This window comes from Sphingopyxis sp., from assembly GCF_035998905.1.
Taxonomy (GTDB): domain Bacteria; phylum Pseudomonadota; class Alphaproteobacteria; order Sphingomonadales; family Sphingomonadaceae; genus Sphingopyxis.
Genome location: NZ_DASYHG010000007.1, coordinates 120,702 through 143,717 on the forward strand (window position 1 = coordinate 120,702; position 23,016 = coordinate 143,717).

At 62.8% G+C, this 23,016-nt stretch carries 25 protein-coding genes and 2 pseudogenes; 17 read left to right on the plus strand and 10 right to left on the minus strand.

Annotated features, from left to right (window positions below; genetic code table 11):
* Nucleotides 1-55: 55 nt before the first annotated feature.
* From VGN62_RS02175 to VGN62_RS02185, 3 genes are read left to right on the plus strand one after another with little or no spacing between them, the layout of a single operon-like run.
* On the plus strand, nucleotides 56-682 hold the full coding sequence (locus tag VGN62_RS02175) for an acyl-homoserine-lactone synthase (protein ID WP_327450714.1): 627 nt from the start codon (nucleotides 56-58) through the stop codon (nucleotides 680-682).
* Nucleotides 679-1,548: a phytanoyl-CoA dioxygenase family protein gene (locus VGN62_RS02180; RefSeq protein ID WP_327450716.1), complete on the plus strand. Its 870-nt coding sequence runs from the start codon at nucleotides 679-681 to the stop codon at nucleotides 1,546-1,548. Before VGN62_RS02175 ends, VGN62_RS02180 begins: the two co-directional genes overlap by 4 nt.
* A gap of 5 nt (nucleotides 1,549-1,553) precedes the next feature.
* Complete coding sequence (locus VGN62_RS02185; protein ID WP_327450718.1) at nucleotides 1,554-1,850, plus strand: transcriptional regulator domain-containing protein; 297 nt, start codon at nucleotides 1,554-1,556, stop codon at nucleotides 1,848-1,850.
* A gap of 37 nt (nucleotides 1,851-1,887) precedes the next feature.
* Here VGN62_RS02185 and VGN62_RS02190 read toward each other — a convergent pair whose 3' ends face one another.
* Nucleotides 1,888-2,109 carry a hypothetical protein gene (locus VGN62_RS02190; protein ID WP_327450720.1) on the minus strand — a complete coding sequence of 74 codons (222 nt, stop codon included), beginning with the start codon at nucleotides 2,107-2,109 and terminating at the stop codon, nucleotides 1,888-1,890.
* 230 nt (nucleotides 2,110-2,339) lie between these two features.
* Nucleotides 2,340-2,549: a helix-turn-helix transcriptional regulator gene (locus tag VGN62_RS02195; RefSeq protein ID WP_327450722.1), complete on the minus strand. Its 210-nt coding sequence runs from the start codon at nucleotides 2,547-2,549 to the stop codon at nucleotides 2,340-2,342.
* 223 nt (nucleotides 2,550-2,772) lie between these two features.
* On the opposite strand from VGN62_RS02195, the gene VGN62_RS02200 reads away from it, so the two are divergent.
* From VGN62_RS02200 to VGN62_RS02230, 7 genes are all read left to right on the plus strand, one after another.
* Entirely contained in the window at nucleotides 2,773-2,970 is a 198-nt protein-coding gene (locus tag VGN62_RS02200; protein ID WP_327450724.1) for a DUF2285 domain-containing protein, read from the plus strand.
* Between the two features lie 159 nt (nucleotides 2,971-3,129).
* Nucleotides 3,130-3,360, plus strand: a complete 231-nt coding sequence (locus tag VGN62_RS02205) for a helix-turn-helix domain-containing protein (protein ID WP_327450726.1) — start codon at nucleotides 3,130-3,132, stop codon at nucleotides 3,358-3,360.
* Nucleotides 3,353-3,883 (plus strand): S26 family signal peptidase, encoded by a 531-nt coding sequence (locus VGN62_RS02210; RefSeq protein WP_327450728.1) that lies wholly within the window; start codon nucleotides 3,353-3,355, stop codon nucleotides 3,881-3,883. The genes VGN62_RS02205 and VGN62_RS02210 overlap by 8 nt, the downstream gene beginning before the upstream one ends.
* Nucleotides 3,871-4,443 carry a lytic transglycosylase domain-containing protein gene (locus tag VGN62_RS02215; RefSeq protein WP_327450730.1) on the plus strand — a complete coding sequence of 191 codons (573 nt, stop codon included), beginning with the start codon at nucleotides 3,871-3,873 and terminating at the stop codon, nucleotides 4,441-4,443. Before VGN62_RS02210 ends, VGN62_RS02215 begins: the two co-directional genes overlap by 13 nt.
* A 105-nt stretch (nucleotides 4,444-4,548) precedes the next feature.
* On the plus strand, nucleotides 4,549-4,743 hold the full coding sequence (locus tag VGN62_RS02220) for a DUF6771 family protein (RefSeq protein ID WP_327450732.1): 195 nt from the start codon (nucleotides 4,549-4,551) through the stop codon (nucleotides 4,741-4,743).
* 251 nt (nucleotides 4,744-4,994) lie between these two features.
* Nucleotides 4,995-5,507, plus strand: coding sequence for a hypothetical protein (locus tag VGN62_RS02225; protein WP_327450734.1), 513 nt, complete (start codon nucleotides 4,995-4,997; stop codon nucleotides 5,505-5,507).
* The gene (locus VGN62_RS02230; protein WP_327450736.1) at nucleotides 5,504-5,929 is read left to right on the plus strand and encodes a hypothetical protein; all 426 of its coding nucleotides are present in this window, start codon (nucleotides 5,504-5,506) and stop codon (nucleotides 5,927-5,929) included. The genes VGN62_RS02225 and VGN62_RS02230 overlap by 4 nt, the downstream gene beginning before the upstream one ends.
* A 159-nt stretch (nucleotides 5,930-6,088) precedes the next feature.
* Here VGN62_RS02230 and VGN62_RS02235 read toward each other — a convergent pair whose 3' ends face one another.
* Both VGN62_RS02235 and VGN62_RS02240 read right to left on the minus strand, forming a co-directional pair.
* Nucleotides 6,089-6,988: an HNH endonuclease gene (locus VGN62_RS02235; RefSeq protein ID WP_327450738.1), complete on the minus strand. Its 900-nt coding sequence runs from the start codon at nucleotides 6,986-6,988 to the stop codon at nucleotides 6,089-6,091.
* Between the two features lie 26 nt (nucleotides 6,989-7,014).
* Nucleotides 7,015-7,926 carry an HNH endonuclease gene (locus VGN62_RS02240; protein ID WP_327450768.1) on the minus strand — a complete coding sequence of 304 codons (912 nt, stop codon included), beginning with the start codon at nucleotides 7,924-7,926 and terminating at the stop codon, nucleotides 7,015-7,017.
* 312 nt (nucleotides 7,927-8,238) lie between these two features.
* On the opposite strand from VGN62_RS02240, the gene VGN62_RS02245 reads away from it, so the two are divergent.
* The 3 genes from VGN62_RS02245 to VGN62_RS02255 are packed head-to-tail and all read left to right on the plus strand — an operon-like array spanning nucleotide 8,239 to nucleotide 13,042.
* Entirely contained in the window at nucleotides 8,239-10,056 is a 1,818-nt protein-coding gene (locus VGN62_RS02245) for an AAA family ATPase (RefSeq protein ID WP_327450740.1), read from the plus strand.
* Nucleotides 10,053-10,703, plus strand: a complete 651-nt coding sequence (locus VGN62_RS02250) for a 4Fe-4S single cluster domain-containing protein (RefSeq protein WP_327450742.1) — start codon at nucleotides 10,053-10,055, stop codon at nucleotides 10,701-10,703. Before VGN62_RS02245 ends, VGN62_RS02250 begins: the two co-directional genes overlap by 4 nt.
* Nucleotides 10,700-13,042 carry a protein kinase domain-containing protein gene (locus tag VGN62_RS02255; protein ID WP_327450744.1) on the plus strand — a complete coding sequence of 781 codons (2,343 nt, stop codon included), beginning with the start codon at nucleotides 10,700-10,702 and terminating at the stop codon, nucleotides 13,040-13,042. Before VGN62_RS02250 ends, VGN62_RS02255 begins: the two co-directional genes overlap by 4 nt.
* Before the next feature lie 464 nt (nucleotides 13,043-13,506).
* Here the strand turns inward: VGN62_RS02255 and VGN62_RS02260 are convergent.
* Nucleotides 13,507-14,565, minus strand: a pseudogene (locus VGN62_RS02260) (DUF4011 domain-containing protein); the annotation flags it as partial.
* 17 nt (nucleotides 14,566-14,582) lie between these two features.
* Between VGN62_RS02260 and VGN62_RS02265 the strand changes: the two are divergent.
* Together VGN62_RS02265 and VGN62_RS02270 are read left to right on the plus strand one after the other, a co-directional pair.
* Complete coding sequence (locus tag VGN62_RS02265; RefSeq protein ID WP_327450746.1) at nucleotides 14,583-15,002, plus strand: hypothetical protein; 420 nt, start codon at nucleotides 14,583-14,585, stop codon at nucleotides 15,000-15,002.
* Nucleotides 15,003-15,064: 62 nt separating this feature from the next.
* Nucleotides 15,065-16,330 (plus strand): hypothetical protein, encoded by a 1,266-nt coding sequence (locus tag VGN62_RS02270; protein ID WP_327450748.1) that lies wholly within the window; start codon nucleotides 15,065-15,067, stop codon nucleotides 16,328-16,330.
* 21 nt (nucleotides 16,331-16,351) lie between these two features.
* Here the strand turns inward: VGN62_RS02270 and VGN62_RS02275 are convergent, their stop codons facing one another.
* The 5 genes from VGN62_RS02275 to VGN62_RS02295 all read right to left on the minus strand — a co-directional run bounded on the left by VGN62_RS02275 (nucleotide 16,352) and on the right by VGN62_RS02295 (nucleotide 21,712).
* Nucleotides 16,352-16,792: an SH3 domain-containing protein gene (locus VGN62_RS02275; RefSeq protein WP_327450750.1), complete on the minus strand. Its 441-nt coding sequence runs from the start codon at nucleotides 16,790-16,792 to the stop codon at nucleotides 16,352-16,354.
* 115 nt (nucleotides 16,793-16,907) lie between these two features.
* Nucleotides 16,908-17,192 (minus strand): excalibur calcium-binding domain-containing protein, encoded by a 285-nt coding sequence (locus VGN62_RS02280; protein ID WP_327450752.1) that lies wholly within the window; start codon nucleotides 17,190-17,192, stop codon nucleotides 16,908-16,910.
* 289 nt (nucleotides 17,193-17,481) lie between these two features.
* Nucleotides 17,482-18,573, minus strand: coding sequence for a BsuBI/PstI family type II restriction endonuclease (locus tag VGN62_RS02285; RefSeq protein WP_327450754.1), 1,092 nt, complete (start codon nucleotides 18,571-18,573; stop codon nucleotides 17,482-17,484).
* Nucleotides 18,570-20,339, minus strand: coding sequence for an HsdM family class I SAM-dependent methyltransferase (locus VGN62_RS02290; RefSeq protein WP_327450756.1), 1,770 nt, complete (start codon nucleotides 20,337-20,339; stop codon nucleotides 18,570-18,572). The genes VGN62_RS02285 and VGN62_RS02290 overlap by 4 nt, the downstream gene beginning before the upstream one ends.
* 371 nt (nucleotides 20,340-20,710) lie before the next feature.
* Nucleotides 20,711-21,712 (minus strand): hypothetical protein, encoded by a 1,002-nt coding sequence (locus VGN62_RS02295; RefSeq protein WP_327450758.1) that lies wholly within the window; start codon nucleotides 21,710-21,712, stop codon nucleotides 20,711-20,713.
* 385 nt (nucleotides 21,713-22,097) lie between these two features.
* On the opposite strand from VGN62_RS02295, the gene VGN62_RS02300 reads away from it, so the two are divergent.
* Complete coding sequence (locus VGN62_RS02300) at nucleotides 22,098-22,619, plus strand: hypothetical protein (protein ID WP_327450760.1); 522 nt, start codon at nucleotides 22,098-22,100, stop codon at nucleotides 22,617-22,619.
* A gap of 22 nt (nucleotides 22,620-22,641) precedes the next feature.
* A pseudogene (locus tag VGN62_RS02305) lies at nucleotides 22,642-22,878 on the plus strand (transposase); the annotation flags it as partial.
* Nucleotides 22,879-23,016 lie beyond the last annotated feature (138 nt).

Here is a 23,016-nt window from a genome sequence, read left to right on the forward strand (position 1 = left end):
ATTCGGCGGCGAGTTTCGCTTTCCTCGCGTGACCACACGCAATGGAGCGACACCAATGATCCATATCGTCGAAGGGCTCGGCACGCCCGCCGATCAGCCTTTGCTCGAATCCATGTTCGAGGACCGCAAGCGGCTGTTCATCGACCTGCTCGACTGGGATTTGACCGTCGTTGACGACCGGCTTGAGGTCGACCGCTTCGACGACGCCTATGCCACCTATATCATCGCCGCCGACCGCGCCGGCCGTCATCTCGCGTCGATGCGGCTGCTACCCTCGACGCGGCCGCATCTGCTCGGCACGCTGTTCGAGCGGCTTTGCACCGACGGCGTTCCGGTCGGCCCCGACATTTTCGAGATCACTCGGCTCTGCCTGCCTCCGAACCTGCTGCGGCCCGAACGGCTGCGGCTGCGCGACGGGCTTATCCGCGCGATGGTCGATCATGCGCTGGATCGCGGCATCAACCGCTTCACCGGTGTCGTCACCGCGCGCTTTCGCGAACAGATCCTCGGTATGGGCTGGCAAGGCGAGGCGCTGGGGCCGGGGCAGGATTTGGGCGGCGGTCGGCTTGGCGCCTTCGCCGTGACGATCGAGGCGGCGACGCCCGCCCATCTCGAATCGAACGGCCTCCATGCGCTCCCCGCCTTGCCGGTGGGAACGATCGCAGCGGGATCGGCAGCATGACCGAGGATTTCTCTCCCGACAGCGCTCCCGTTCGGCTCGACCGCGACGGCTTTTGCGTCATTCGCAATCTGGTCCCGACCAACCAGATCGACGCGCTGGATTCCTCGCTCGACTATGATTTCGCGGCGACGCCCTATTGCGTCGGCGACTTCTTCGGCGAGCGGACCAAGCGTTTCGGGCGCCTGCTCACCCGCGCCCCGGCGACCCGCGCGCTGGTGATGCACGACACGATTCTGGCGCTTGCCCAAAGCGTTCTGTCGCCGAACTGCGACCATATCGCGCTCAATCTCACCCAAGCCGTTGAAATCCATCCCGGCGCGCTCGCCCAATTTCCGCACCGCGACCATGACCTTTGGCCCGCGATCAAGGGTGGGCATCAGTTTCAGGTGAATGTCATGTGGCCGCTGTCGTCCTTCACGAAGGAGAACGGCGCAACCCGGCTATGGCCGGGCAGTCACCGGCTTACCTATGATGGCGACACCAGCGAAAGCGGGGCGGTCGCGGCGACCTGCGAACCTGGCGATGCGCTGTTATGGCTTGGCGGGACGCTCCACGGCGCGGGCGCCAATGTCAGCGATGACCTTCGACGCGGGATCATCGTCAGCTATTGCCTTGGCTGGCTCAAGCCGTTCGAACTGCAATGGCTGGTCTATCCGCCGGAGGTCGCGCAGCATTTCGACTCCGATCTCGCGGCGCTGGTCGGCTACGCCCAGCACCGGCCCAATCTCGGCAATGTCGAAGGACGCTGTCCATCCTATTTGCTCGCGGGCGAGAAGCCCGATCATGTCGCCGCCGTCGATGCGCTGCGGCCCGATCAGGCCGACGCGCTTCGCGCCTATGTCCAGACGCAGCGCGGCGACGGATAGCGACCATGCCGGCGATTGAAACGCGCGCGGTGCTGCCGCCCGGTAGCTGGCGCGACGCGCGCGCCTATGTGGCACTTGCCGCCACGGGCGCGCGCGGCCTCGCATGGGAGCTGCTGCGTCGTTATCCCGACTATCCCGGTCAGGGCGCGGCGGACAATGGCCCGCTGATCGCCACCGATGCTGCGTTCACCGCGCGTTGGGGGCTGCACTTTCGCCGAGGAACCGGGCCGGCCTGCGTCCGCCGCACGGCTCCTATGGTCGGCGGCTTTCGACCCATCGGTGCTGCGCGCGCGGCCGGCTAGCGGGCCGGTCGGCGCGCCTTCGCCTTCGCTCGCAACCTCACTGGCGGTCGCCGGCGCCCGACAGCTTCATGCCGTCATCGGCGGCGTTCACCACGGCGTTCGGATTGACGTTGCGGGAAGCCGTGCGGCGCTGCCGCTCGATCGGCTGATATTCCCTTTCACCGTTGCCATCGGGCCGAGGCAGCTTGCCGAGTTCCGGCGCCTGGTTGCTTTCGCGCGCTGTCGGTCGCTCGCGGAGCGAGCCGGAACATCCCGCCATTATCGCATCATTCTCGCGCTGCGCGTCATCGACGCCTTGGGCGAAGGGGCGTCGCTGCGAACGATCGGCGAAGCCTTCGTTCGCGCGGGCGACTGGCCCGGCCGTGGAGAATCGACTAAATCCGCCGCGCGGCGACTTGCGCTTTTCGCGCGGCAGCTATGGGCCGCGGGGCCGAAGCATGTATTCGGTCGTGAAGATCGGGTGCATCTTCACATTGGGATTAGCCGAAATCAGTCGTGAAGGATCGCCATGCCCTCGGCAGCAATGCCGAGGCCATCCACGCCCAAAGCCTTAGCCGCATCGAGAAATTCGACCATATCGAGCCGCCGTTCCCCGACTTCGTAGCGCGACACATACTGTTGCGGTTTGCCAAGCTGGGTCGCAACGACCTCTTGGCTCCACCCTCGTTCCTTGCGCGCTCGGACGAGTTGATCGACCATCCAGCGATAGCGGTTATCGTGAATGCCCCTTGCCACACGTCCTCACATCGAAATGATGTGAAGATCGTGAACTGCGGTTGTGTTTACACCAACTTGATGTAAAACGGGTTGGACATCGCGCTACTCGATGGGAACAGGTCGAAACCGATTTAGAATCATGGCGATGGACTACCTTAATCGTTGCCGAGCCGGAATATGTCCGCAGGCGCCGGACGCATCCGTAATGACCGACTACGACCGCGCCCATGTGCTGACTTATGCGCGGCTGCTCGATGCTGAACGCGATGATTACGACTGGACCGATGTGGCAATAGAGGTGCTGGACCTCGACGTTGCCGCCGATCCCAGCGGCGCGAAGATTTGCTGGCAATCGCACCTCGACCGCGCGCATTGGCTGGTGAACGGGGGCTTTGCCACTTAGCCGTCGCCCGCTCACCGATGAAGCGGCCCGACCTGGGATTTCCTCACCTCAATCACGGGTGTCGGATTTGCGCTTCGCCGAATCCGACACGTTTGCGGACACGCGCCGTGCCCCATCCTCACGCTTCCGCCGACACGGCGCGAGGGAGCGAGAGGCCGCATGGAGGATGACGACAGCATTGCGCGGGCAAAGGAGGCGAAGCGCGGCTCGCCCTTCCTGAGTCCCAAGCAGGCCGCCCATTATCTCGGCGTCTCGCTGCGGACCTTGCAGGTGCATCGCACGCGCGGCACCGGGCCGCGCTTTCGCCGACATTGCCGGCGCATCCGCTACCATATCGACGACCTCGATAGCTGGTCGATCGGGCAGCACGGAGCGTCGAGCAATGACTGACCCGGCACCGGCCAAACTGCGGCGGTTCGGCCGATGGGCGATCGGCTGCGGCGGTCTCGCGGCCTCACTCGCCGCGACGCTGCTGGTCGATCCACGCCCGCGCCTTGTCTGGAACGCCAGCGCCAGCGCGCCGGTCGGCCTATATGCGGTCGGCGACGGCGCGGCCCTCGTGCGTGGCGACATGGCGATTGCGCGGGTGCCGGGCGAGTTTCGGATGTTCGCGGCGCGCCGCCACTATCTTCCGGCGAATGTTCCATTGGTGAAGCGCGTTGCTGCCGCGGCGGGCGATGAGGTTTGCGCCGTTGGCGCGCGCGTCATGGTCAACGGAAGGCTTGTCGCGCGGCGGCTCGATCGTGACGGCGCCGGTCGGCCGATGCCGTGGTGGTCGGGCTGCGCCGAACTTCGATCGGGCGAGTATTTCCTGTTGATGGCCGACAGCACCGCGTCGTTTGACGGACGCTATTTCGGCGTGAGCGAGGACGGCGATATTGTCGGCAAGGCGCGGCTCCTGTGGCGGCGGTGAAGATCGCGCTCGCGGCGCTCGTGCTGCTCGCGGCAACGCCCGCCAAGGCGGAATCCGTCGATCGCTGGCGCCCCTATATTGCGGAAGCGTCGGCGCGCACCGGCGTCCCGGTCGAATGGATCGAGCGCGTGATGCGCGCCGAAAGCGGCGGGCGCACGACGTTGAACGGCCGCCCGATCGTCAGTTCAGCCGGGGCGATGGGTCTGATGCAGCTCATGCCGGGGACATGGGGCGACATGCGTGCACGGCTTCACCTCGGAAACGACCCGCACCATCCCCGTGATAATATCCTTGCCGGAGCCTATTATCTGCGGCTCATGTATGATCGCTTCGGCTATCCGGGATTGTTCGGGGCCTATAACGCCGGGCCTGCGCGTTATTCGGCCTATTTGGCGGGACGCTCGAGCCTGCCCGGTGAGACACGCAGCTATATGGCAACTGTCACCGATAGACACGTGCCGTTGCCGATCACCGGATCTTATGGGGACTTGATCGAGCGTCGCGAACAGGTGACTGAGGAGCGTGCAGCTACGCAACCTATTTTCTTCATTCGCCGCTGAATTGGGCCGGTTTCCAGCGCTTTTCGATCCTGTCTTTCGGCTGCTTCCGCCTTCGCTTCTGCGATCGTCTTGCGTCAATGTTCTATTTATGTTCTTATCAAGTTCATGGAACAGATCGATATGAACCGAGTCGCAGAAACGATCCTTGCCGCGCCAGGTTGGGCGCGCGTCGGCATCACGGCGCCAGCGCCTCATATCCGGTCCGATGCCGCTCAGGAGTTGGCGCGCGCGGTCGTTGCGGCGATCGAGAAACATGATCCTGGTACGACGTCCGCAGACCAACCGGCGCTGCCACTATAAGCAGCGGCTTGCTGGTCAGCCTGCCATGCGGAGGCTGGACGCTCCTTAGGTAGGCCTCTGCCGCCGATGCGAAAGCGATATATATTATTTACACGAAGTTCGAATTATAAATGATTATAATTCAATAATAATTTGTGAATGCTTTTGTCTCCATAATGACATCTTCTGCCAATTGACAATATGATAAGAAGCTTTCCCTATTCGGGCTGTAGCAGAACGATCGCGCCGTCGCGGTTGAGGGGGAGTAGTTCATGAAAATCTTGATTTCTATCGGCGCGGCCGCTGCGCTTGCCGCCGTACCGGCGATCGCGCAGTCGACTGGCGACGTGCCCGCAGTGATCCAGCCTGCATCGCGTACGATCACGCTGCCGGTCAACACGTTGGTCCAGGTGACGCCGGCCAATGAAATCACCTCCAAGGAGATGAAGGAAGGGACCAAGCGCGAATTTCTCGTCGTCAATGATGTCGAATATCAAGGCGTCGTCGTCATTCCGCGCGGTTCGCCGGTCGAGGCCCAAGTGACATGGCGGACGGGCAAAGGAATCGTAGGAAAATCAGCGAAGTTCGAGCTGTCCTTCGATTGGGTTCGCGTTAATCAGGCCAATTACAAGCTGCGCGGAATGCACCGGCAGGAAGGTCGCGGCAACACCGCGGGCGCGCTGCTTGGGGCTGCGATCATTACCGGCAAATCGGCAACCATGGTTCCGGGCCAGATCGTCAATGTCTTCACCGCCGAACCAATCATGACCACCAAATATCAATGATCGCACTGCTTCTCGCTTCGATCGTTCCCGCGGGCCAGTCCTTCAACTGCACCCCGACAGCGGTATGGGACGGTGATGGCCCCATCTGGTGCGCCGAAGGGCCACATATCAGGCTGTCAGGGATTGCTGCGCGTGAAATGGACGGCTCGTGCAGCATCGGCCATCCATGTCCGGCCGCCGACGCGGTGGCGGCGCGCGATCATCTGGTGACGCTAGTGGGAACCCGGCAAGGTGTTTTGCGAACGGGTCATGTCAAAGTGACCGGGCCAACGATGCGTTGCCGGTCGGCTGGCGGCGCCGGGGGCAATCGTACCGCGGCCTTCTGTGTGTCGCCCAAATCGGGAGATCTGTCCTGTGCCATGGTTCGCGATGGCTATGCCGCGCGCTGGGATCGTTATTGGCAAGGACATCGGTGCGAATGAGCGCCCGCGCCAAGGATTGGGTGATCGGACTGATCGCGATCAGTTTCATAATCTGGTTGCTTGGCAACATCGCCTATGCCGTGTGGATTCGAATCTTCGCCTGAAATTGGCGATGGCCATTGACCGACTCTGTTCATCCTTTGCGGCTGAGCCGGGCGGTCAGTTTGCGGCCTGATAAAGCTCGAAACGCGCCGCCAGCCTGTCCCGGTCGGGCCGGTCAACGCGCCTATCGGGCATGAGCAAAGTCTTGCCGCGCATCGCCTTGATGCCTTGCTCGAGCATCGGGCCATCGTTCATCGCCAGCAGCTGCTCAGATATATGGATGCGATAATCGGCGTCGATGCCAATCAGATTGGCGTCGAAGGCCGCGTGATGGACTTTAGACAGCGGCAGGCCGTTGCAGACGATCGGTTGGCCGAGCTGCTCATCGCGATCGGCCACGATATGCGCCGCGTCGAGCAGTCGGCGTTCGGGCAGGCGTGAGATCGCACAGCGCCCATCATAGGCAGTCAGAACGGCTTCGCGGAAGGTCGCCTGGTGCAACCGCTGACTGACGAGGCGGAGGGCATAGCGGCGCTCAGGCTCGGGCGGCAATGCAGCGGCGGAGATCGCGAGCGGCATACCGAAGCTCAGCTTTGCAGCGAGTTCGCTTGCCGACCAATCGACAACAAAGGTCGGGTAGATGGCTGTATAACGCCCCGGGGCGATGCCAAGAAAATAGAGGATCGGAATCTGCGCCTGCATCGCCTCGCGGAGCCAGCGATTGTCCGCCGCTTCAGGATCACGTCCCATGAAAGCATAGTCGACTTGTTCCTCGCCGCGGTGAATTTGCTCGTGGACGCGGCGCTGATCGTCGTACCACACGCGCGCGCCGGTCCGCGGAAAGACTGTCCTAATGCTGAGAAGATAGGGCATCACGCGCGGCTTGAAGATACCGCGCTGGGGGTTGACGAGCGGGATGCGCTCGCCCCGGAATAGAAACCCGCCCGCAAGATCGTCCGAGGTCAGCGGCCGACCAGCCGCGAGCCGATCCAGATGGGCCACCGCGGCGGCGCGCATCGCGGCGTCGAGAGATTTGGCGTCGTTCATCCCAGATACCGGTTTTCGCGATGCCAGCGCAGCGCGTCGGCAGCGGGCGTGGCATAGCCTGGTAGCGGCGACCGAATGCGCTGGCCGTGGAGATCATAATAATGCCGGCCGTTGTCGAAATCGGCTTTGAGCCGATTACTGACCTCGAAACGGTGATCGTTCGACACCGTCACATAGCCAAGATCGAACAACCGGTGGATGTCGGTGCGCAGCAAGAGGCCGTTGGCCGCATCATGGTCGCCGCCTTCGCCATAGCTGCGGATATGAGCGGCATCGAGGATCGGCAAGGTCTTCTCGCCCGACACGGCGCAACGCCGCTCATAGGCATCGGTGACAGCCAAGCGAAACGCGCCTTGCCCAAGGCGCGGTCGCACAATGTGCGGCGCGCCGAAGCGTGCGCGCGGCTGCGCTGCATCGCTACGACCAATGTCGGTGCGATCGATAACCGCATCCCAGAGATAGCGCCCCTCGGCGTCGCCGCTGTCGTAGCGTTTTCCGGTCACGATATTGCGTGCAAAGCTTTGCGGCACGGGTAGCCACTTCTCGCGCGGCCAGAAAAAAGGCCGGGTGAGTATGCGGCATCCGATTGTTGGATCGACACGTGGGTCGAGCACGCCCTCATCGCGCCGGTAATGTGCGATCCGCTGCCGCATCGCAGCGAGCGACGGCACCCCATTCTTAACGTCGAAGGCTTCCCAAGCCAGCGACAGCGGCACATTCGTGGCATGGCTGAAAACGCCTCCACCGACGATAAAATCGTCCGGCGCATGAAGCTTGAACAGGAAGAGCTCACCGATCGAGACAGCGCGAAAGTTGCGGCCGCCGCTCGGTTGCCAAAAATTGACCTCATCGGGCTGCATTTGCGACAGCAGCTCGAACCAACGCCGGTCGGTTATGGCGATGAACATATTGACCACGCGCTGAGATTGCCGGTCTTCGCTGCTGATGCAAGCCGCGACTTTGTCAGTTCTCATGATTATTGGGCCAAAGGCACCACAACCATTCGTCATGCCCGGCAATCAAAGTCGAGCAGTAGAAATTCCAGCCGCGCTGGGTGCGCGGGCAAGAGAATATTTGCGATTTGGGAGCATGAGAGACCCGTTGCTGTCCGCATTGGTGCGAATTCTTCGGTTCGCTTGACTGGTCGGGCGGGCATTTGAGCGGTATTGAAGAGACGCGCAACGAGCCGACGGGGTAAGCGGTGCGCGGGGGGAGTTGAAATGGACGATGTACGGCCGCGCTGGGTGCGCGATTTTTCCCGCTTCCTTCCGCTCAAAAGCCAGTTCGTCCTCACCGGAAATGTGCGCGATCTCCATATCCGCCGGGTCGGCGAATCCATCACGGCCGCACCGCTCAGCGACGTCCTTGCCGAAACGCTGCACGACGCTGGTTGTAGCGATGTCATCCGCTATGATCCCGTTGCCGGCTTCGAGCTCTTGCCGCATCCCAATGGCTCGCCCGGTGACCCCGGCCTGCTTGCGGGTCTCGGCCTCACGGCGGTCGATGGCCGCGCCGTCGCGGGTCCCGACCTTCTTGCGCAGACAATCGATCGCATCAGCGCGCGTGACGGCGCGCCGATTGCGCTCGTCGTCGATTTCGCGTCGCGGCTGATCGTTCGCAGCGATGCGCTACTCCCCGCCGAACAGCAGCTCTTCACGCGCGCCCTTGTCGCCAGCCAGGCGGCAACGGCCCGTCCCGTCGGGCCCGATCGCGCACCGCGATTCAACACGATCATCTGGGTCGTCGAGAAAGAAGGCGATCTTCCCGATTGGCTGCTCATCGACAATCCGCGGCTGCGGCACATTCCCCTCGCGCCGCCTGACCGCATGGCACGGCGCGCCATAGCGCGCTCGCTCGTCCGCGGCTTGCCTGGCGCCAATGGTGGATCGCCGGATGAACTCGCGGCCGCCGCCGACACCCTCGTCGATGCAACCGAAGGCCTGTTGCTTGTCGATCTCAACGCGATCACGCAACTTGCACGGGCCGAAGCGGTCGATATCGCCGACATCGGCGAAGCTGTCCGTCGCTATAAGGTCGGCGTGACCGAGGATGCGTGGCGAAAAATCGAGCAAGGCCGCATCCGCGACGGCGCCGCGACTATCGCGAAGCGCGTCAAAGGACAGACGCACGCCGCGGTCCATATGCTCGATATCATCAAACGGGCGGCGACCGGCGTCGGTTCGTCGAAGCGCGGTGGGCGCCCGCGCGGCATCGCTTTTCTCGCCGGGCCGACGGGGGTCGGTAAGACCGAGCTCGCCAAGACCGTGACCGAATTGCTGTTCGGCGATGAGAGTGCCTATATCCGCTTCGACATGTCCGAGTTCAGCGCCGAACATGCCGATCAGCGGTTAATTGGCGCGCCGCCAGGCTATGTCGGCTATGATGTCGGCGGCGAGCTCACCAACGCCGTGCGCGAGCGGCCGTTCAGCGTTGTCCTGTTCGACGAGATCGAAAAGGCGCATCCGCGTATTCTCGACAAATTTCTTCAAATCCTCGACGATGGCGTGCTCACCTCGGGGCGCGGCGACCGAGTCTATTTTTCCGAAGCGCTGATTATCTTCACCTCGAATCTGGGCATTTATGCGACCGCCCCCGATGGCAGCCGCAGCGCGGTCGTCACGCCCGACCAGCCGTTTGAGGAGGTGCGCCGGCGTGTGCGCGGCGAAATCGAGAATCACTTCAAGCTCGTCCTCAATCGCCCCGAAATCCTCAACCGCTTTGGCGAGAATATCATCGTCTTCGACTTCATCCGCCCCGAGGTCGCTGCCGAAATCTTCGAAGCGATGGTCGATGCCGTACTGAGCGATACAAAGAGTGCAGGCTATGATGTGCGAATGAGCGAGGCGGTGCGCGGCGAGCTGCGCACGCTTTGCATCGCCGATTTGGCAAACGGCGGCCGCGGTATCCGCAACAAGATCGAAGCGCATCTCGTCAATCCGCTGGCGCGCGCGCTGTTCGATGCGCCACCGGTAGGGCCGGTTGCGATCGCAAGCCTTGACGCGGGCGCGGTGACCAAACTGACACTGGAGCCGGCATGACCCGCATTGCACTATCGCGGCTTCATTTTCCGGTGACGACGCTCGGTCCCGGGCAACGTGTGGGCCTCTGGTTCCAAGGCTGCTCTATCAAATGTCCGGGCTGCATATCCGCCGACACCTGGGATCCGAGCGCAGGATATGTCACCTTTGGCGCGATCGCCGATGCGCTTATACGCCTCGCGCCCGGCGCCGATGGGCTCACGGTGTCGGGTGGCGAACCGTTCGACCAACCCGAACCGCTCGCCGAGATTCTGAGCATATGGCGGACGCATTCGTCGCGTTCGATCTTCCTATTCACAGGCTATGACTATGCACAAATTTCGCCCTGGCTTGCAGCGCATCCGAAGCTCATCGATGCGGTGATGACCGGACCATTCCGCTCAGATCTCCCGCAGACGCGCGCCTTGCGCGGCAGTGACAATCAGGCGCTCCATATTCTCACCGAGGCTGGCTCTGAATTTCTCGCCTATGAACGACAGGCCGATGCCACCGATCGCCGGCTCGACGTCATGTTCGATGATGAAGGGCACGCCTGGTTTGCGGGGATTCCCGCGCGCGGCGATCTTGCCCGCCTGCGACGGGCGCTCGGTGCAGCGGGCCATATCGCCGAGACCTCTGATCGCATGCCACGCGGGGAAGCCGCATGATCCGCTTCTGCCCCAATTGCAAAACCGAGCGCCCATCGCACGAATCCTTCTGCACCGGACTTGTCGATGATGCGCCATGTGGCTGGATGCTGACGGGCGAGCCGCTCCGCCCCGAAGGCTGGCGTCCCCCCGCTGCCGTAGCAGCGCCGCTTCCCGCAGCGCGGCATTGCGCCAACGGTCATCTCGCCGAACCTGGCGATCTGCTGTGCGGCATCTGCGGTGAGGATATCGCCGATGCATCTGGGCCGAATGGTGCCGACGACACCGAAGCCGACGGCGCCGGCGGCGAAAGCCCAACCTCGATCGACGGCTGGCCGCTCCTCGAGCGTTTGCCCGCGGTCGATGCCATCGAACAATGTTTCGCGACGCAGCGGGCGGAGGATGGCCGGGCGGCGCTTCTCATTCTCTACGACGAAGCGAGCGAACCCGACCCCGACGTCTATGATGCGCTTCGCCAGATCGATCGCAGCCATGTCCCCGAGATCATGGCGACCGGGCGCTGGAGCGGCCACGCTTATGAAGTCCGCGAGGATCTGCTTGGCGGCACGCTCGCCGAGATAGGGCTGTTGCCCGATGACCGCGCGACATTGCGGACCATTGTCGAGGAGCTAGGCAGTGCTCTGCAAGCCCTTGCTGAATGCGGACTCCGGCACCGCGACCTGCATCCCGGTGCCATCCTCGTGCGTGCGCGCGAGCCCCTAGACCTTGTCATCACAGGCTTTGGATCGGCACGGCTATCGGATTACGACCTCGATATTGTCTCGCCGCTCGAGATTACCAGGTACACTGCGCCCGAAGCCGTTGCGGGCGGCGTCGCCGCCGCCAGCGACTGGTGGAGCCTCGGCATGATTCTGCTCGAGCAAGTCACGCGAGGGGACTGCTTCGCCGGCGCCGATGACCAGACTTTCCTGATCAACATCCTTACCAATGGTGCGCCGATTCCTGCCGATGTCGCGCCGGACATCGAACGCCTTCTGCGCGGGTTGCTCGCTGTCGATCGCCGACAGCGCTGGGGGTGGGACGAAGTGCGTCGCTGGCTCGACGGCGACATGCCGCCGGCGCCGGAAATTGAGATGGGCCCTGAGCCGACCACCGGGCGGCGGATGATCGCGCTCGGCAATGCGCGCTACGCGAGCGCACCGCGCTTTGCGCTTGCCGCGGCGCAGCCAGGTGATTGGGACGAAGCCTCGCGTCTGCTGCGTGGTGGCGAACTTCTGACCTGGATGGAAGATGCCGGCCTCGCGGTCGAACTCCGCCGACAGGTGCGCGCCTATGCCGAGCTTGAGGGAGCAAGCGAGGATATGCGACTTGCGCTGACGCTCAAGGCGCTCAATCCGGCGATGCCGCTCGTCATACGCGGCGAGATTGTGACGCCTGGCTGGCTTCTCGATCATCCCGACGAAGGCTATGCGCTGATCACCGGACCAATCCCGGATCTTCTCGAGCGCGAGGACAGCGAGCTCTGGCTCGCACGGCTCAAAACCCGCGAAACGCAAGTGCGCGAGCGCGCGCGCCAGCTTGAGGTCGAGCTCGATGAAAGCCTGTTGCGCGCCAACATCCTATCCACCTCGAAGAGTCGGCTTGCCGCCATATGGGAGGAACGACGTAGGATCCTCGCCGACACCGAACATCCCGGGCTGCTGGCTATCATCGAACGGCGCATCACCGCCGAGGAAGACTATATTCTTCTGCTGAGCGCTTCGGTGCATCAGTTCCGTACCGCCGAGGCGATTATCGACGAAGCATCCAAGGTCGCGTTCCGCGCTGCGGTCATTCCATTCGACCGTGCTGGCGCCGAACAATGGCTTGGCCGCAGCCGGCGGGATTTGAATGCCGCGATCGAGGCCCGCCTCGAAGGCTTTGCGCGCTGCGATCTCGAGCGCGTCGATGAGTGGGCGGATCGTTTCCGGATCGAGCGTCGCCTGCCGATCGTCCAGGCACTCGCGCTAATGTCGGTGCCGGAGGAGGCATGGCAAAAGCCTGCACGCCAGCAATATGTCGCGACGCTGCTCGAATTTTATGCGCGGCGGATCACCGGGGCGATCAGCCGTTCCCAAAAGCCTGGCCGCGCGGCGAGACGGTCAGCGAGGGCGCGCCATTCTGCCAGATCCTCATCGTCGAGATCGAGCACCGGACGCAAAGCCTCGGTGGGCGCGTCGTCGGGCGCGAGCGAGAGCAATGCTGCTTCGAGTTCGGCAAGCTCGCGCTGCCACGGTGTCGTACCGGGGTCTCGGGTTGACACGCCGCCGAGCGGGGCGAGCCAGCGGGCAAGGCGAACGCGATCGGCGTCGTCGAGACCGAGCAAGGCGGCGCCATGCTCGCGCGACCAGTCGCGATAGGGTTCAGGGTCGACAATCAGCAGGGCATTGGGCGTGCGCTCGATCACGGCGAGGCGCTCGTCATCTATCTCGGCAAACGCCTCAAGATCAGACTGAAAAGACCCCACGGTCGCATCATCGTGCGCAAAAGGCCGAGTGATCGCCAGCGGACTGTCTTCATAACGCGCGGGGAGCCAGATTCGCGCAAGCGGACCGCAAATCTCCTCGATCGTTGCAACCGCGCCGGGATCGAGAGGCGCCAACAGGTGACGCAAGGAAGGCAAAGAAAAAAGCTGACCTTCGGCGGCGATAGCGATGAGCTGGCCAAGGATCGCCCGGAAGCTGAGACCGGTCGCTTCGTCGGTCCGGTGGAGCGCGCGATGATGGCGATCAAGTTCACCTTCGAGACTCTCGATCCGCGCCGCGACCTGCGTTCGCTGCTGGGTCGGGAGCGTCAACCAGGGCGGACGGGCGTAGAGATCCTCAATCTGTTCGCGGATCATCCGGATGACATTTTCCCGGTCGCGATTGACGTCATTGATCATGACGATGCGCTTGCCGAGGCCGGCGGCTTCAAGGCGTTTGTGAACCACCTCGAGTGCGGTCTGCTTCTGGCACACGACAAGCAGGCTGCGCCCGGTGCCGATCGCATCAGCGACCATATTGACGATCGTCTGGCTTTTGCCGGTGCCCGGCGGTCCCTCGACCACGAGCCCGCGCCCGAGCCGCGCTTCGAGCACCGCGGTTTCCTGCGACGGATCGCTATCGGAGGTAAAATAGCGTTCAGCCTCGCGGGGGCGCACGCTTTCGGGTCGGACAACTTCCTCTCCGACACGCAGGGCTGTTTCGAGGCCGGTGCCAGACGGCGGCACGGCTTTTAGCTGGCGCAAATCTTCCATCACCGCCTGACCAAAGAAGCCGAGATGGAATAGCGCGGCCGAGCAGAAGAGCCGGTCTTCCCCCGCCACCGCCCGAATGTCCTTCGATGGCAAGGGTTGCAGCATTTCGCTTTCGACGGTGCCGAATGCGGCGAAAGCTTCCATCACCTCGGCAGTGGTTACCGAAGCGCGGCCAAGCAGCGCGTCGGCTGCTTCTTTCCAGCTCTGCGCGGTATCGACGCCGAGGAGCGTATCGAACGCTGGGTTGAGCCGGACTTCTTCGCGGTCGCGATCGAACTGCAGGCTGACGGTCGCTCGCGCCCCCACCGCAGGATTGAGGCGTACCGGCCAGAGAAGCACAGGCGCGATGCGCGGACGAACATTCGGCTTCGCTTCCTGCATGACGAGAAAGGGAAAGCCCATGTACAATCCGTCGATGCCGGTGTCGCGGCGATAGAGGGTCGCATGGCTGTGGAGCGTACGAAGTCGCCGTTCGATGCGCGGCTCGGCCATGAAGGGCGCCGGGTCGAGGCTGATCGGCTGCTCATTGCGTAGCAGAAGATGGTCGAGGATCGATGCGGCGGTCCGCCGTTCGCTATCGACTTCGACAAGGTCGAGCCGCGAGGTCGTTTTGCCAATCACCATCCGCGTCAGCGGCCCGCGCATGTCCCCGGGGCGCTGGCTTGCTCTCCGACGGTGACCAACCAGGCGCTGAGGCGCTTCTCCGGCGACTGACGCCGGATGGAAGCGCGGAGGATCGGACACGCCATTTCGGGCAAGAGGGGCTCGAAACGCTGGTTGCCGAGGAAATTCGCGCGCTCGGCTGGGAGCCGGTTCGCGTACACGACATTGGCGCCTTTGGCCTCGACTTCGCGATCGAGGATCCGAGAACTGGCCTTTATGGGATCGCGATCGAATGCGACGCCCCGCGGCACGCGCTCCTCGAAACCGCCCGCGCCCGCGAAATCTGGCGATCGCAAATTCTCAAGCGCTCCATTCCGGTCATCCACCGGATCTCGTCGCACCGCTGGTTCGACGAGCCAGACTTTGAGCGCGGGCGGCTCCGCCGAGCCATCACCCATGCGATGGGGAACGCGGCATGAGCGGCCCCAAGGTTGTTCGCATCGTGACACGCGAGGAGATTCTCGCGATTTGCGAGGGCCAGTTGGCGCGCGTCGACGCGGCGCTCGCCGCCTGGCGGCGGATTGGCGAGCGCAACGACTGTCTCGATGAACCGGCGCTCGCTGCGGCGCTGCGTCGACGCGACGCGCTCGCGGCGCATATCGCCGCCGATCGCTTCCTCGAGCTGCAAAAGGAAGCGCCGCTCGAAGAGGCATTCTTACGGGACGATATCGACAAACGCCTCGCTGATATTGCTGCACGCGAAGCAGCCGGAAGATCACGTGGGCGCCGCCAGAAAGAGGCTGGCCAGAGCCTGCTCGCCGCGATTGGGGCAGCGGGGCAGCCGATCGATGTCGCTCTACGCAAAGGTCTCGAAGCCGGCGACACGGCTGCGATCGCGGCGGCCTTCGAAGCCCTTGGCGACAAGAGCGAGAGAGGCGCCGCTGATCGTGAGCAAGCTGTGCGTCTCGGCGAAGGCGTCATCCGGCAAAACTTCGCTGACTGGCTTGCAGCGACAGAGACGAACGAGAAAGACCCGGAGATCGAACGGCTCGACGCGCATATTTCGGAGATCGCGCTGCTCACGCCCAGCGCGTCGATCGATGATTGGCGGGCACGGCTCGACGCAGCGGCGACAGCCGAAGACGGTCGGCGTTCGCTGCTTCTCGACGCACTCACCGGCGACGTGCGGCGCACGCTTGGGACAGCGAGAAAGCATCGCCGCGCTATCGTTGATCTTTCGGGGCTCCTCGCCGAAGCAGAGGCCGCCGGACTCGCCATCGCGCAGTGGCGCAATGATATCGAGCAGCTCGACGCTGCCGGTGCGGAGCGGCGTGCGATGGAGGTTCGGACGGCACTGGACGAATGGCGCGCCACACGTGCCGCCGAGGACCGGCGTGCCGCCGTGCTCGAAGCACTGGCCGGGCTGGGATATGAAGTGCGCGAGGAGATGTCGGCAGCCTGGGCGGCCGATGGAGCCTTGCTGCTCTCCAACCCTGCGCGTCCCGGCTATGGGATGGAGGTTCGCGGTGGCGGACAATCGGCCGAGCGGATCCAGATGCGCGCGGTGGCGTTTGAAGCGAATGGCGCTGGGCCCGATCGCGGGCGCGACCGCGACGCTGAAACCTTATGGTGCGGCGATATCAGCCGTCTGCGCGATCGGCTTGCCGAAGCAGGCGACGAGTTTGCGATCGAGCGAGCGCTTGAGATCGGCGCAACGCCGCTCAAGCGTGTTGCCATAGCAAGTGATGATGGTGCGACGGGCACGAGCTTGCCGGCTCCCGGCAAACGAACTCGCCCGCACCCTTAGCTTGGAGACATCGCTCGGCGTTTAGACGCCGTAGCGCTTGTTACCGCCGCTCGTGATGCAATAGCGTCCGCCGCGCGGACCGATGCAGACCTTGCTTCCACTGCACGGACAGCCAGACTGAAAACTGCTGCTGCGCTTTGACGCTTTGGGTTTCTTTGCGCTGGATGCGCGCGTCGATCCATACAGGCTCGACGAGGTTGAGCGCACCGACGACGACACATAGGAGTCGGATAAGTAGCGGGTCAGTACCCAGCAGCTCGGAGCGCTGAGGCGCGACCAGGTTCCACTGGTCTCGCGCACCTCGACGCTCTGACCTCGATTGAGTTTGGTAATGACCGTCTCGGACGCATTGAGTCCGGCACGGCAGTTGAGCACCTCGGCAGATACATATTTCGCCATAGCAGGCGTGCTCAGCGTCAAAGCCGCAATCAGACATGCGACAGCGCGCACCGACATTTTCATCAGATCCTCCCCCAAGAATTAGGTCTTCCTATAGAAGAATGAAAGAAAGGCCCAAAGCTTTGGCCAAAATCGCTGCCAGAATGGAGCGAACAGCCGCCCACCGCCGCCCGAAAGACTAATAGGGATAAGGCTCGCATGCGATCCCATCATTGTCGCGATCCAGTCCCTCGCGATAACCTGGCTCACCACGATAGATGGGAGCCGTGCCTGCGGCGCGGGCATCGTCGCAGCGCCGCCAATAATCGCCAGTCTGCGGCGCGCGCTCGCGTGCAAACCCCGCGGCGACAGCGGCATTTTGGGTGCGATCGAGAAAGGCGGCCTTCTGTTCGGGGCTTGCACTTCCCCAGCCGACGCCGGCTGCTGCGCCGAGCAACGCAGCAGCTGTGAGCGTGCCGCTCACAGATAAGCTTCGCCGCGCGCGATAGCGACGATGTCGCGAAAGACCGGGCGGTCGAAGAGTATAGCGACGAGATTTCATTGCTGCTGGTGTAACTTGGTAGAGGTAAAGGAGCGGTTTGCAGCGCAATGGGCGCCTCGCGGCGTTCCGCCGCGACCGGGCTCTATGCCGCGCATCATATTGCGCGGCATCATGCGCGAGGGCGGCATAAGCTGGACCTTCGGACGCCAGCGCAGCGGGCCGAGTGTCTCTTAGAAGGGAGCCGCGCCCGAGGGGCAGCGGTGGGGACCAACTATTCGCGAGCGCCCCCGCCCAGCAGCCATTGTGGGCGTGCCGTGTCGCCGCGTTCATCGATCATCGCAACGAGTTGCTCTGGTTCTGACATGAACCAAGCGCAGCTGCCCCAAGCGAGCTGTGAAACCGTCTTGCGGAAACCCGCGCTCTCGCGATCCTTATAGGCTGTGAGAAAGGCGATCTGCTCGTCAGCAAAGCCGGCCGCACGCGTGAGTTCGAGCAGCGCCATGCGGCGACGTTCGGTCATCGCTCCATCGGTTGCTACGACTTCGACGAACAGAAGACGTGCTTCGCCACCGCCAAGATCGGCAAGAATGAGGTCGGGCAAATTCTTGTCGGCTTCGATGTTGAGACCGAGCCGGGTTGCGATCCTGTCGTCGCGTAGCACGACCTTGTTGCCGCTCTCGCTCAGCCAGAGCACCGCGGGTTCGGCAAGAAAGGCCGGCGCGAATATCTCGACGACTGCCTTCGAGATCACCGAACTTGGTCCGGGCGCGAGCGGCCGCGTTTCCTTGTTCGGGAAGGTCACGAGAAGGCCGCTCTCGCTCGCTGCCGCACCAGCCTGCATGATCGACACGCGCGCCAGCGCGCTCTTGCTGAGATACGCCTTCTGGAAGGCTGTGATCGCCGCAGCGAGCGCATCACCCTGGAGATCGGGATCGAACAACGCAGCAAAATCGGCAATCAGAGCGTAGCGTGGTAGGCCCGAGGTAGTCGGTAAGTCCTCACGGCGGGTAACCGCGCCAATCGCGACAAGCCCGTCGCGCAACGTCTCATCGCGGATCGGCTCCCGCGTGTTGTCGGCATACCAGCGCCGCCCCACAATGGCCTGCTTGCGATTGACCGCAGGTCCATAGCCGGTGCGATCAGCGGGTGCGGTCAATGCCGACTGTTCGTCGGTCATGCGATAGACATGAACTGGGCCAAACTCCCGTCCGGCGCCTTCGATCGCACCGATATAGAGCGCGACGAAGATCGTCCGCGCCGCCAGATCGCGAATGCAATAGTTCCGGTTCGGCGTCCCTTCGGGAAAGACGAGCGGTAGTCTCTCGCCAATCGTAGCGAGGGGAACAAAGGGCGGCAGGCTCATGCTGTCGTCCGGTAAAGCGCGGCGCATGCGCGATCGAGAGTATCACGATCGGCGCCTTTCGCGACGAGCGCGGCTAGAGGCGCCAGCGCCCCGGCAGGTGGCAAAGGGACTGCCTCGAGTTCGAAAGCTGAGACGGCAACACTACCGCTGATGCAGCGGAACAGCTGGTCGATAATCGCACTGTTGAGCAGTGCTGCGAGGACATTGAGCGAAATCTTGGGCTCGCCCGACGGGACAAGCATGTTGAGATGGTTTTCGACGACCACCCCGCCGTGCAGATCAACGAAGGCGGCAGGAAGTTCGGCTGCGATGATCCGTCGTCGCTGCTCCTTCGCCGTCGTGCGCTGGACGAGCACAGCGCCTTCTCGCACCAGCAGGAAATCGTCGCCGGGCTCCAATTCAAAAAAGAGACTGTGGTTCTTCTTCTCCGCCCGGAACCTGAAGCGGCCGTCGGTGCAGACTGCCTCGGACCATATCAAGGGATAGACATTGTCTCTGCCCGGCGTGTCGCGAAGCTGCGACTTGAAACGGTTCCATACCAGCGGACCGGTCGCGACGCGGTAACCGAGATCGGCGAGGCGGCCAGGCATGGTTTCAGTTACCGCGATGAGGGTACTGTCGGTCGCCTGCCTCGGCGCGAGCCAAGGTCCTTCCGCCCATGAGGGCACGCCGACCGTCCCGTTACGGACGATCCGAGTTTCGGCAGCGCCGTCGACATATATGTAGTGAATTTGCGCGCGTCCGGCCGCCGCGTCCTTACGGTAGACGGCAAGCATCGTTTCCTGTTGCACATCATCGAACACGCCGCGCCTGGCATGCACGAAATCGATCGCGACCGGCGGCGCTTCGCGCGCGAGCAACCCGCGAAGCGTGCTATAATATTGCCCCGACAACACGCTCGTCGGGGTCAGGAAGGCGATCAGCCCGCCGGGCTTGGTCCAGCGCAGCGCCATGTCAGTGAAGAGGCCGTAAAGATTTGCGTGGCCATACAGGCTGCGCGCAAACTTCACTCTTTGTGTCTCGGTCAGCTTGATCCGCCCGTAGGGCGGATTCCCGACGACGAGATCATAGTCGGGCTGCGCCTCACTGGCGAGGCTGTCGGCCGCAATGATGATCTGCGGGACCGGGCGCTTCGCCGCGGCTGCGAGATCGGCAAGCACAATGTCCAGTGCCCGCTGCCCGACGCGCGCGGCATGGGGGTCGAGTTCGATGCCGCGCAGACGCGCACCGATCTGCGCGAGCGCGATGGCCGGCGCACAATGTGTGAGCGCCATGCGCATCCGTAGCGCTGCGTCGGCGAGGAAGGCCGCACCGCCCGCTGCCGGGTCGAGTACACGGGCGGTCGTCCAATTGGCGCCCGCCTCCTCGGCTTGGTCGAGCAGCCGAGCGGCTAGCGCCGGAGGCGTGTAGAAGGCGCCGAGCCGGCTCCGGACATCGGGATCCAGAAGGCCGCTGTAGAGACTGGTGAGCCAATGCAGGGCTTCAAGCAGCGGCAGCCCTGCGGCGGCGATACCGGCGGAGCGAGCGAGTTCGGCTTCAGGCTGATCCAGAAGACCGGTGTCCGCGTCGTCGGCGTTACGATAGCTTTCATAGGCCGTCATCGCTTCGAGTGTGAAGAGCGCGACGGCAGCATCGCGGCCATCCCACGGAAGCGTCTCTGCCCAGGCACGCGCCATATGTCGCATCGCCGAACAGCGGATGCGGGCTTCAACAAGTGTGCAATCGGCACCCGAAGGGGGCGGCGCAACAGCGCGGCGACGGCTCATGCTTCCCCTTTTTTTGCTCGCAGTCAGTCAGTTTGTTCTATTTATGTTCTTGCGCAGGAAAGGTCCAGGCCTTATCTTCCGCTCCTTTATGATGGGGACATAGCCCGATTTGCCGGGCAATTTGAAGCCTTTTCATCCTCCCTCGCAAAACGTTCGCTGAGCCGACGAAATTTGACGGAAGGCGCGGTTCGCATAATCCGCGCTAATGGTAGGTTGCGGCCAGGCAGCTGTTGAGACCGAGCGGGTGAAAGCCGACGGCCTAAGATGAGAGCACCGGACGTGGGCATTGCAACGCGCTGATAGGATGGCGTCATAAGGATCATGCGCGGCACGCCGCTGGACCAATCGTGATCACGGGCTCTGACGCTGGATCAGGGCAGCAGTTGGATTCCCGTCCCATCGAGACCGAATGACAAATCGGGCCGCCGGTAGGCAAGTCTCCGTAATCGCACGTAGACATGTGCGCGGCGCTCGAGATGATCGAGGATGGGTCTAGGATCGCCGCTCGGCTTTTCGAGCGCCTCGAGTAGGGACAAAAGCTTCGCGTCGACGACAAGAAGCAGCCGCTTGCCAAAAGGCAGTCTAACGAAACTGCCGCGATAGACAGAGCCCAGCCCCGTCCGCGCATCGAGGATAAGGCGGTAGTATTTCAGGAGAGCGAGCCTCAGATCAAAGCTGAGGTCATAAGCAAACGCCGCCCGCGGAGGGTCGGTGAGATAGCCGCGCAGTTCATGCGGTCGCAATATCCAGACTGCGGCGGTCCGCGTGATTGGTGCTGCGCCGTTTATGGTCGCGATTCGTGACACCTGGGCGAGTGCATCCTTGGTACACCTCGCCGCGGCGGTCGCCGATTTGATCGGCGCTCCGGGTTGATAGCTTCGTCCCTTCGATTCGAACACATGGTAGCCGCCGGGTTCGACCCCGATGAAATCGGGCCGGCTCTTGTCCTTGACGGGGCCCGCCCCGAGCTTGGCAGTCGCCGGCATGGCGGCGAGCGTCCAGTTCGGCGCCGCACCAACAACATGGAGGAGGATGGGCACCGAAAGATGGTGGCTTGCCGCCCAATGAGTGAAGGCCTGCGCAAGTAAAAAAGTCATCGAGACGCGTTCGGAAGGTTCAAGCGCGAGGAAATAGTCGGTGGGACGCAGATCCGGACGCAGATAGCCCTCGACAAGCGCGGTGAGGAGGTCTGAGCGCCAAGGCCCAACGGTCAGCATCGCGTCGAGACGACTCGCGTAGCCCACCTTGAGCATCGAATTGACAATATCCGCATGCGACGCAACGGGGACATGGGTCCCATTGAGCTGCTGGTAACGGGCTGACGAAAATCGCGCAAAGCGGACACGCTTCGCCTGAGCGAGGCGGATCACCATCTGCGACATCCCCGCCGAACATCGCAATGCTTCATCGATACTTTCTTCAAAACCAACGGTTATCTTCCATCTTGCGCGAAATTTCCGATCGTGGCGCGTTGCCTTGTGTCCCGTGCGGGGCCATCACGACGAACATATATGCACCGAAGGTTATGTTAACGGACATCTTGGCCTCACCTTGAGCCACTTTCGCATGAGCCTTACAACTCTGTTGATCTGGGCGGCCAATGGCCGATGGCAGACAGGGCAGGTTTTGGAGCGGCCGAACGCTATAGCTGCCCTTGCCGTCGTAATATGGATTGGCAGGAGCCACTAGGATACCCGTCGGTGAATTGAGAACCAGGATTGTCGATTTAGGGCAATTTCTGCGTTTGGGATATTGACTATGACGATGAGCCGACTTTCAAAGGTCGGTATGATTATTGCGTTACTCTTCAATTGGCGTGCCTACCCGGAGTCCGGGAACTATTGGCACGAAATCCGCGATGCGGTTTTCTCAATGGACATCATTCAAAGTTCCGGCCGTCACATGAAGCTCTCGATTGGCGACGTCTTGGTAGGGCTCGAGCGTGGCCAGGATGCTGAAGCTCTTTTCATGGCGGCCTTTGGCAACAGCAAATGGGGTTACGTCCATGAAGAACGTCTCCTCGATGGCTTTCCGACAGTGTTCGGAATGGTCTTCGAGAACATGCCGACGGCGCTTGCGGAGACTTTAAGCAAGGCTCTGTTCGCGCATGCTGGCTTCATAGGCGCTATCTCAGTCCACCTCGAATTTCCGCCACATCTAGCACTCTATAGGTCGAGCCTCCCACCCCATTATCGGCTGGAGGGCAGGAGGCTAAGGAGCTTCTACTCGATGGGCAACCAAGACGGTTGTGAACCGCCCCGGGATTGCCGGAGGCCCTAACTCCTGAGAGGAAGGGCCTACGATGAGTAAGACAACGAACAAATTTGCACCTGAGGTTCGCGCACGTGCGGTCCGGATGGTCCTAGATCACGAAGGCGATCATCCATCACGGTGGGCAGCCATCGTATCGATCGCAGCGAAGATCGGCTGCGTTCCGCAGACGCTTCATGAGTGGGTGAAGAAGGTCGAGGTCGATAGCGGCAAGCGCGCCGGTGTGCCGACCGAGATGGCTGATCGCCTCAAGTCCCTTGAACGCGAGTGAGGATCAGCGTGCAATAGGCACCCCCTTCGTGGGGTGATCGGCGTGCAAAAAGGACCCCTTCATCCCGGGGATTTAGTCGGCCGACTGGTTTTGATCAGTTGGCGAGAACGGGATGTTGATCGTGGAGACAGTGGT